Annotated in this window: 7 protein-coding genes and 1 pseudogene; 3 read left to right on the forward strand and 5 right to left on the reverse strand. The window is 49.9% G+C overall.

Annotation, left to right across the window (positions count from 1 at the left end; translation table 11 throughout):
- Positions 1–112 precede the first annotated feature (112 nt).
- Positions 113–1,498, reverse strand: coding sequence for a [FeFe] hydrogenase, group A (locus ABID13_RS19690; RefSeq protein WP_048929629.1), 1,386 nt, complete (start codon positions 1,496–1,498; stop codon positions 113–115).
- Between the two features lie 277 nt (positions 1,499–1,775).
- Entirely contained in the window at positions 1,776–2,651 is an 876-nt protein-coding gene (locus ABID13_RS19695; protein WP_007866258.1) for a LysR family transcriptional regulator, read from the reverse strand.
- A 185-nt stretch (positions 2,652–2,836) separates the two neighbouring features.
- On the opposite strand from ABID13_RS19695, the gene ABID13_RS19700 reads away from it, so the two are divergent.
- The gene (locus tag ABID13_RS19700) at positions 2,837–3,877 is read left to right on the forward strand and encodes a YeiH family protein (RefSeq protein ID WP_007866260.1); all 1,041 of its coding nucleotides are present in this window, start codon (positions 2,837–2,839) and stop codon (positions 3,875–3,877) included.
- Positions 3,878–3,996: 119 nt separating this feature from the next.
- On the opposite strand, the gene ABID13_RS19705 is transcribed toward ABID13_RS19700, so the two are convergent.
- Both ABID13_RS19705 and ABID13_RS19710 read right to left on the reverse strand, forming a co-directional pair.
- Positions 3,997–4,908 (reverse strand): ketopantoate reductase family protein, encoded by a 912-nt coding sequence (locus tag ABID13_RS19705; protein WP_045093469.1) that lies wholly within the window; start codon positions 4,906–4,908, stop codon positions 3,997–3,999.
- A 17-nt stretch (positions 4,909–4,925) separates the two neighbouring features.
- Positions 4,926–5,615, reverse strand: coding sequence for a cyclase family protein (locus ABID13_RS19710; RefSeq protein WP_007866264.1), 690 nt, complete (start codon positions 5,613–5,615; stop codon positions 4,926–4,928).
- A gap of 227 nt (positions 5,616–5,842) precedes the next feature.
- Between ABID13_RS19710 and ABID13_RS19715 the strand changes: the two genes are divergently transcribed.
- On the forward strand, positions 5,843–6,490 hold the full coding sequence (locus ABID13_RS19715; protein WP_007866265.1) for a GntR family transcriptional regulator: 648 nt from the start codon (positions 5,843–5,845) through the stop codon (positions 6,488–6,490).
- A gap of 92 nt (positions 6,491–6,582) precedes the next feature.
- On the opposite strand, the gene ABID13_RS19720 is transcribed toward ABID13_RS19715, so the two are convergent.
- The gene (locus tag ABID13_RS19720) at positions 6,583–7,602 is read right to left on the reverse strand and encodes a zinc-binding alcohol dehydrogenase family protein (protein ID WP_007866266.1); all 1,020 of its coding nucleotides are present in this window, start codon (positions 7,600–7,602) and stop codon (positions 6,583–6,585) included.
- 167 nt (positions 7,603–7,769) lie between these two features.
- On the opposite strand from ABID13_RS19720, the pseudogene ABID13_RS19725 reads away from it, so the two are divergent.
- Positions 7,770–8,194: pseudogene (locus ABID13_RS19725) on the forward strand (transposase); the annotation flags it as partial.

The raw sequence follows: 8,194 nt of genomic DNA on the forward strand, positions 1-8,194 counted from the left end.
TCTTTCTTAAATTATGATAACATAAAAACAGCTTTATAAAAACCGAAATATCTGAACCATTCATTTAATCATATTGAACTGTTAACTATGCGGCACGGCATCCCTTGTTGCCTTAATCTATTTCCTTCCCTTCCAGCTGTCCCCTTTTATCCCTGTATGATGTGTGGAGCATCTTCTCCGCCAGCTCACTGAGGGGCTTCTTATAAAACTCCTGATACAGGACCTTGATCTTCTCATTCTCATGGCTCAGGCGGACGGTCATGGCGCCATCCCTCTTGTATAAGCTGTCTATACGCTTTTGCCGCAGGGCATCCCCCTCAAACTTCTTATCCTTTGGCTGCCCTCCGCCGCCGATACAACCGCCGGGACATGTCATGACTTCCACAAAGTGATACTGCTTTTCCCCGTTCCTCATTTCCTCCAGGAATCTGCGCAGGCTGGCGGTCCCATATACGACCGCCACATTTACGGTCATATCTGCGATCTGAAGGCTGGCTTCCCTTACCGCCTCCATGCCCCTTACCGGTGTCAGTTCATACAATACCCCAGGTGCCTGTTCTCCTGTTATGTATTCGTAAGCGGTTCTTAAGGCCGCTTCCATTACGCCTCCCGTATTTCCAAAGATAACGCCTGCGCCTGATCCCTGGCCCATAAGCCGGTCATAATCCGAATCCTCCAGGGATGAAAAGTCGATCCTCTTCATCCTGGCCCACCGCGCCAGCTCCCTGGTAGTGATCACATAGTCCATGTCCCTCATATCATCCTCGCCCAGGTATTCCCCTGCCGCTTTCATCTCCTGCCTTCGGATCTCGTATTTCTTGGCAGTGCATGGGGTGACTGCCACATTCACGATCTTTTTGGGGTCGATTCCCATCTTCCGGGCAAAATATGTCTTAATGGTAGGCCCCTGCATACCGATGGGGCTCTTTGCCGTAGATATATGGGGAAGCATGTCCGGATAATAGATTTCCGCAAACTTGACCCATGCAGGACAGCAGCTGGTAAACTGGGGCAGCGGACGTCTTCCTGTTGTTATGCGGTCGATCAATTCGCTGGCCTCCTCCACAATGGTCAGATCAGCAGCAAAATTGGTGTCCAGAACATAGTCCACTCCCAAGGTGCGCAGCAGGGCCACCATCTTTCCCTGGACAAAGCTGCCCTCCTCCATGCCAAACTCCTCTCCCAGTGCCGCACGCACGGAAGGGGAGGTGGATACAACCACGATCTTGTCCGGGTCCATAACCTCTGCGGCCACCATTCCATACTCCGGCTGTTCCCTGATGCTCTCCACCGGACAGACATTGGCGCACTGCCCGCAGTTGATGCAGATGGCGGTATCCCCTGTTTTTAACAGGTCATAGGTACCCAGGACCCCGATATAGTCCCGGCACATATCCCTGCACTGTCCGCACTTGATACACCGCTCCTCGTCCCTGAATATGGACACATTTTCCTTTTCAATGGGTACTCTGACTTCTGGTGATAAATGTTTGCTCATAAACTTCCCTCTTTCTTTGGCTGGTATTTATTGGTATATCGTCCTCTAAATATTAATAATAATTACTATTACTGTGTTTGTCAATCACTTTCCACCACAATTTCCGGCCACTTTTCTGATACAAGGCAGAGCCCGCCGAACACAGGCTGTTTACCTGATGCAAAGCTAATCCCGCATAAAAAGAGCCGGAATCCATACCGGAGCATGTTTAATCCTTGCCCCGGTACGGATTCCGGCTCTTCCTATTATATTTCATTATATTGCGGCTCGCTACAGCTCACTGCAGTTCCCTGCATATCTCCCTGTACTCGTCCCCGTATATGCTGCCTTTATTCCATATAAATGCAAAGTCGTGCTCCATCTGAAAATCCTTCAGCCGCAGCTCCCTGATGGTCCCGTCCTGAATCCCCTGCTCCACAGCGGTCCGGTAAAGGAAGGTAATACCTGAATCCTTTTCCAGGAGCTGCAATATCACATGCATGCTCCCCACCTCTGTCATATGGGCGAAATCACCCAGGCGTATGTTCTTGATCTCCAGGTTTTTCTCCAGGATATCCCTGGTCCCCGACCCAGGTTCACGAATCAGCAGGTGTTCCCCTAAAAGGTCCTTTAGCTGTCCGGGATCCTTCTTAAACTGATGGCAGGCCGCGCACACAGGTATGAACGGCTCCGTGCAATAGACCAAAGAGTCATATGCCTGCTGGTCATAATATCCTTCCACCAGGGCAAACTGTATTTCCCCGGATGTAAGTTTGTGAAGCAGCTCATCCGTGTTCCCGATGGCCACCTTGATGTTGGCCTCCGGGTGACGATGGATGTAACCGGCCAGAGGCGCTGATATGACAGATTCGCCAATGGTCCTGGTTGTGCCAAACCGGAGGGTAGGTCCCTGCTCCGGCACACAGCGCAGCACTTCCTTTAAAAATTCCTCGTCATTTTTTAAAGTGGTAGACGCCTGCAGAAGTCTCTTGCCTGCCGGGGTAAGATGTATCTTCTTTCCCTCGCTTGCGAACAGCCTGACGCCGTAAAGCGTCTCCAGATACCGTATATGCTGGGACACAGCCGGCTGTGTAATATGGAGCGCCTCCGCAGCCTTTGTATAATTCATATATTCACAGACAGCAAGAAAGGTATAGACTCTGAAATCCAGCATATCCTTAATCCCCCTTATCCCAACTTCTCCATACACCTATTTTTCGTCCGTTTTTGCCCAATCTTTCCTTATCATAACATAACTTTATCAAAATATAAATATATATAATTTTACTTTATGTTTTCCATAAGTTACCATGTAATGCGGATAAGAAAGAAAAAGTGATTACTTAGGAGGTTTTAGGAATGTTAGGATTAAAAAACAAATGGAAAGGACTTTTACTGTGCCTTGCCATCGCACTGCCATCCTGGTTTTTAGGGAAAATGTTTCCCATTGTAGGCGGCGCCGTGATCGCCATCATAGCCGGCATGATCCTCACCGGTTTCATCAAAAACAAAGGCGAACTGGAACCGGGCATCAAATTCACATCAAAAAAGATACTTCAGTGGGCCGTAATCCTCCTTGGATTCGGAATGAACTTAAGCGTTGTGCTGGAAACAGGCAGGCAATCCCTGCCCATTATCCTGTCCACCATTACCACCTCCCTTGTGATCGCATTTGCTTTACATAAGATCATGCATATACCGTCAAAGATCTCCACCCTGGTGGGTGTGGGTTCTTCCATCTGCGGCGGATCAGCCATAGCTGCCACCGCGCCGGTCATTGACGCGGATGACGAGGAGGTGGCCCAGGCAATTTCCGTTATTTTCTTCTTTAATGTTCTGGCAGCCATCCTGTTTCCCATGTTTGGTAAAATGCTGGGATTTGACACAGCCTCAGGCAATGCCTTTGGAGTATTCGCAGGCACGGCCATCAATGATACCTCCTCCGTGACAGCGGCTGCCGCCACCTGGGACGGCATGTGGAAATTGGGTTCAGCAACCCTGGACAAGGCGGTTACGGTAAAGCTTACCAGAACACTGGCCATTATCCCCATCACCCTGGTCCTGGCATTTATAAGGACCAGAAACGAGGAGAAGAATGACAAGGCCCAGGGGCAGGCCGTGAGCTTTAAAGATATCTTCCCATTTTTCATCCTGTACTTTATGGCCGCTTCCATCATAACCACCATTGCCCTCCAGGCCGGCGTGCCCATGGCTGTCTTCCAGCCGGTCAAAGAACTGAGCAAATTCTTTATCGTGCTGGCCATGGCTGCCATCGGACTTAACACTAATCTGGTCAAGCTGATCAAAACAGGGGGGAAACCGATCTTTATGGGCGCCTGCTGCTGGGTCGGGATCACGGGCGTCAGCCTGATGCTGCAAAGGGTATTGGGGATCTGGTAGAACCGGCCTGGCAGGACCGCGCTAACAGGACCGCAATGCTTAAAAAGGAGCCCCCGCGCCGGTTTGTCTTCCGGTGCGGGGGCTCCCTGTCTATTCCATTAAAAATACTCCCTGTAATTTCAGTTCTTACCTTCCAGCGCATGCACCATATTCACCACAAATTCATGGCTTGGCACAGGTACGCCCACTTTTGCGGCAGCGCGGACCACGGAACCACTGATGGTATCCACCTCTGTCCTGCGTCCGTCCCTTAAATCAGCCCGGATGGAGGTACAGCCATTGGGCGACATCTCTGATGTCTTCTTTACCTTGGCCATGATCTGTTCTTCATCTGCGGTAAGGCCCATGGCTTTTGCCACTGCCACCGCTTCCCTGATCAGGCTGGTTGTCATGGCCCATGCATATTCATTGGCCGCAATGTAACCCATATCCACCTGAAGGATGCCGGTCACAGCGCTTAATGAAACATTGGTAAAAAGCTTATCCCAGATCAGCTGCTGGATATTTTCATGTATCTTTACATTAAAACCGCAGCAATCAAAGGCTTCTTTTAATTTAGGAAGAAATCCATTCTTATCCTCGGTCAGCATGCCCACATTGGTGTTGCCCGCGCCGCCGCGCCTGATATGGCCCAGGCCCAAAACCGCGCCGTTATCCTCGGTGGTCCCGATAATGATATGGTCCTGATCCACAAACTCTCCCAATATATCCTCATGGCCGGAGCCGTTCTGGAGAGTCATCACATAGGTATCCGGTCCAATCAGGCCGCCGTTGCCTGAGAGGGCCGCCCTTGAAAACAGCGCCTTCACAAACAGGATCACCAGATCCACGGTCCCTACGCCCTCAGTGGAGGTAACTGCCATGGGGTTAAACAGGATATCCTCTCCATTTTCCTGGAGTTTCAATCCTTCCTTTTGAATATGCTCCACAACAGGAGCTGCCGTATCTACAAGATATACCTCATTGTGCTGTGACAGATGTCCGCCATAGATGGAGCCCATGGCCCCTGCGCCGATTACAGCTATTCTCATATTGTTCTCACCTTCTATTATGCAGTAAATCCCGGCAGGCCCTCGATGGCATACGCACGCACCGGCATGGAGTCGGCACCGATCAGTGGTAATGGAGTATAGGACATGAAGAACGTGTCAGTGGTCAGATCCTCCAGGTTCTTTAATACTTCCAGGAATACAATGTCAACTTCCATCAGGATATCATGGAACGGTTTTACATCCTCGTTGCAGTTTTCAATGGAAACACCATCGCCAAAGCCAACACATTTAACCTTATGGTTGCGGAACCACCATGCACTCTCAGCATTGATGAACAGACGCTTGTCATCAGGGCTGTTGGTAGCCGGTGTAAATGGAGGGAATTTCCAGTTGCTGTCAAGGATCACAATGTCGCCCTCTTTGATGCGGTCGCCGCAGGCACGGTCCAGATCAGCGGCGCTGATATGTGAGTTGGGCTCCAGGAAATCGATATTTACATAAATGGCACGGCCCATAAATGTGGTCAGCGGAAGCTCTCCAACCGACTTGCCATCCTCAAAGTGATGGTAAGGACACTCGCAGTGTGTTCCCAGATGTGTGGTCAGATCCAGTGCTGTGTGGAAATCCGGGATCGGGCCGCCTGTGTTGTAACGGATCAGATGACACCTTCTTGACTCTGTTGCGGGATCCAGAACCTTTGTTAAATCAACCAGTCTTAAACCATTACCTAAATCATATACGCTCATTACTATACCTCCTGCTTCTTTATGATACATTGTTTGTTGAGTTCATTATACCAGTATACCGGTATACCGGTCAAGTGTTTTTTCATTGACTTTGGGGACTATCTGGGGTATGATTAATTCAATATTTTCCGCGTGCTTGATCAGCGTGTTTGATCCATGTGCCTGAACCGAGTATTGATCCCCATGTTCGCACCATCCATACCAACGGGGAAGTAAGGAGTTTGATTATGGTTATCAAAAATTCACTGCAGTCACAAGCTTATGATACATTAAAGGAGCAGATCCTTTCCAACATCCTGACACCCGGGGTGCTTTATTCCGAGACAAAAATCTCCAAGGAACTGGGTATCTCCCGCACTCCCATGAGGGAGGCGCTCCAGTGCCTTTCCCAAGACGGGTATATCACTATCATTCCCAGCCGCGGCTTTAAGATACGCCAGCTGAGCAAGGAATCCATGAGGGAATCCATACAGATCCGCTGTGCCATCGAGGGCTTTTGCGTCCATCTGATCGCATCACAGCCCTCTGAGAAGCGCTGCCAGAAGCTGTTAAAAGACATGGAGCGCTCCCTGGCCCGGCAGAAAAAGGCGCTGGCCTCCCCGGCCTCCCGCAGCTCCTTTATCGAGGAGGACCACCGGTTCCACCTCCTTTTAGTCCACTATGCTGACAATGATGAGTTTAACCATCTGTTCCAGCGCCTCATGTATATGATCCATCTGACCACATCCAACGCCCTGTCCATTGAAGGGCGGGTCCAGGCCACCTTTGAGGAACACCAGGAACTTTATAACTGCTTAAAATCAGAGGACGGGGATAAAGCCTACAGGATCCTGATCGCCCACCTGCTGATGCCCCTTAATATGGATATTCTGTGATGTGGACAAAAAATGCATCTTACCACAGCCTTCTGCTGTGGCAGGATGCATCTTTAAAGTTGCCAAAGGGCAATTCATAGGATCAAAGATCTTTAATCCATCTTTACAACAACCTTCATATAGTTTCCCGGGTTCTTCTCAATGTCCCTGATGGTCTCAGGAGCTTCCTCCAGCCCAATGGTCTTTGTAAGGATCTTTGCCACATCCACTTTTTTGGTGTAGATCAGCTCAATGGCTTCCTCAAATTCCCCTGCGCTGGTGCGCGCACCGCGGATATCGATCTCCTTGCGGGTAATGACATCGGTGGGGATCGGAGTTTCCTTTGGCGGCCATCCGGTCAGGGTGATCCTGCCCGCGTGGCTGACCAGGTCAAGGGTCTGAAGCACCGCCACATTGGCGCCGCTGCACTCCATTACCTGCTGTGCCATTGTTCCGCCCGTGATCTCACTGACGCGCTCCACCGGGTTTTCTTCCCTGGAGTTGATCACATACTCAATTCCCAGTTCCCTTGCAAAATCCAGACGTTCCTGAACCAAATCCAGAAGGATGGCGTGTGCGCCGTATGCCTGGGCGATCATGCCTGCCAGAAGTCCGATGGGGCCTGCGCCGATAATGGCACAATACTCCCCTGCCTTTAAACCGCCTCTGTGGATCCCGTGAAGGGAAATGGTCAGCGGCTCAGCCATGGCTGCATCGGTCCAGTCCATATCTTCAGGCATTTTCACCAGCATGTCCGCCGGATGGCAGTAATATTCAGCCATTCCCCCGTCAATATGTACGCCCAGAACCTTCAGGCTGGTGCAGCAGTTGGTGCGGCCAATGCTGCAGGGATAACATGTTCCGCAGTAAAGATACGGATCCACGATCACTTTGTCCCCCACCTTTAATCCCTTGGGATTGTCTGCCGGGATCTCCTCAATGATGCCTGCCAGCTCATGTCCGATAATCCTTGGATAGGATACCAGCTTGTTGGTTCCCCTGAATGCACCGATATCGCTGCCGCAGATACCGGCTGTCTTAATGCGGATCAGGGCCTGTCCGGGACCTGGTACCGGCTTTTCCAATTCAACACAATCCACCTGTCTTGGTTCTGCCAGTTTAATTGCTTTCATTTCCGTTTCCTCCTTGTTACAAGCGGTAGTGTCAAGTTTCACTACCTGTTTTATTGTTTAAACCTTGATTTTATGGGAGTTTGCAATAAAAAGAGCAATGACCTCCCTTTTTTTGGTATAATGTCCTCGACCAAAATTCCAAAATACCAGAAAGGATTTCATTGCTCATGGACATTATACTTTATTTACTTAACATTATTCAATACCTTTATCGCCAAAACTGCTGGCTAATTAACTTTATTTGCAGATACATCCCTCTCAAACAGTGGGCTTTTGATGATTCTCATTCTCCCAAGTACCAAAAATTCAAAATTGATGAGCTTCCTCTGATCACTGACTTCCGGCAAGACTGGACTTACAAGGATCTCATCCCTTACTACGAAAAACGTTACGGCAAGATGATCCGCCCCATAAGCCGCCGCTCCGATTGCCACATCCCGGATGACTGCTCCTGTCCTCGCTGTGATGCCCCCAAGCCATTCCTTTACAAGAACAATGGCTCCAAAGGGCAGCTCCTGTGCAAAATCTGTGATACCAGGTTCTCTCCGGATGAGAGCCGTTTTTTGTTGACGAAACTCCGTTGCCCGCATTG

The sequence above is a fragment of the Enterocloster citroniae genome, assembly GCF_040545455.1.
Classification (GTDB): domain Bacteria; phylum Bacillota; class Clostridia; order Lachnospirales; family Lachnospiraceae; genus Enterocloster; species Enterocloster citroniae.

Coding starts and splice junctions, on each gene's coding strand:
- ABID13_RS19705 (WP_045093469.1), bottom strand. CDS start 4,908: ATGAGAATAGCTGTAATCGGCGCAGGGGCCATGGGCTCCATCTATGGC.
- ABID13_RS19690 (WP_048929629.1), bottom strand. CDS start 1,498: ATGAGCAAACATTTATCACCAGAAGTCAGAGTACCCATTGAAAAGGAA.
- ABID13_RS19715 (WP_007866265.1), top strand. CDS start 5,843: ATGGTTATCAAAAATTCACTGCAGTCACAAGCTTATGATACATTAAAG.
- ABID13_RS19700 (WP_007866260.1), top strand. CDS start 2,837: ATGTTAGGATTAAAAAACAAATGGAAAGGACTTTTACTGTGCCTTGCC.
- ABID13_RS19695 (WP_007866258.1), bottom strand. CDS start 2,651: ATGCTGGATTTCAGAGTCTATACCTTTCTTGCTGTCTGTGAATATATG.
- ABID13_RS19720 (WP_007866266.1), bottom strand. CDS start 7,602: ATGAAAGCAATTAAACTGGCAGAACCAAGACAGGTGGATTGTGTTGAA.
- ABID13_RS19710 (WP_007866264.1), bottom strand. CDS start 5,615: ATGAGCGTATATGATTTAGGTAATGGTTTAAGACTGGTTGATTTAACA.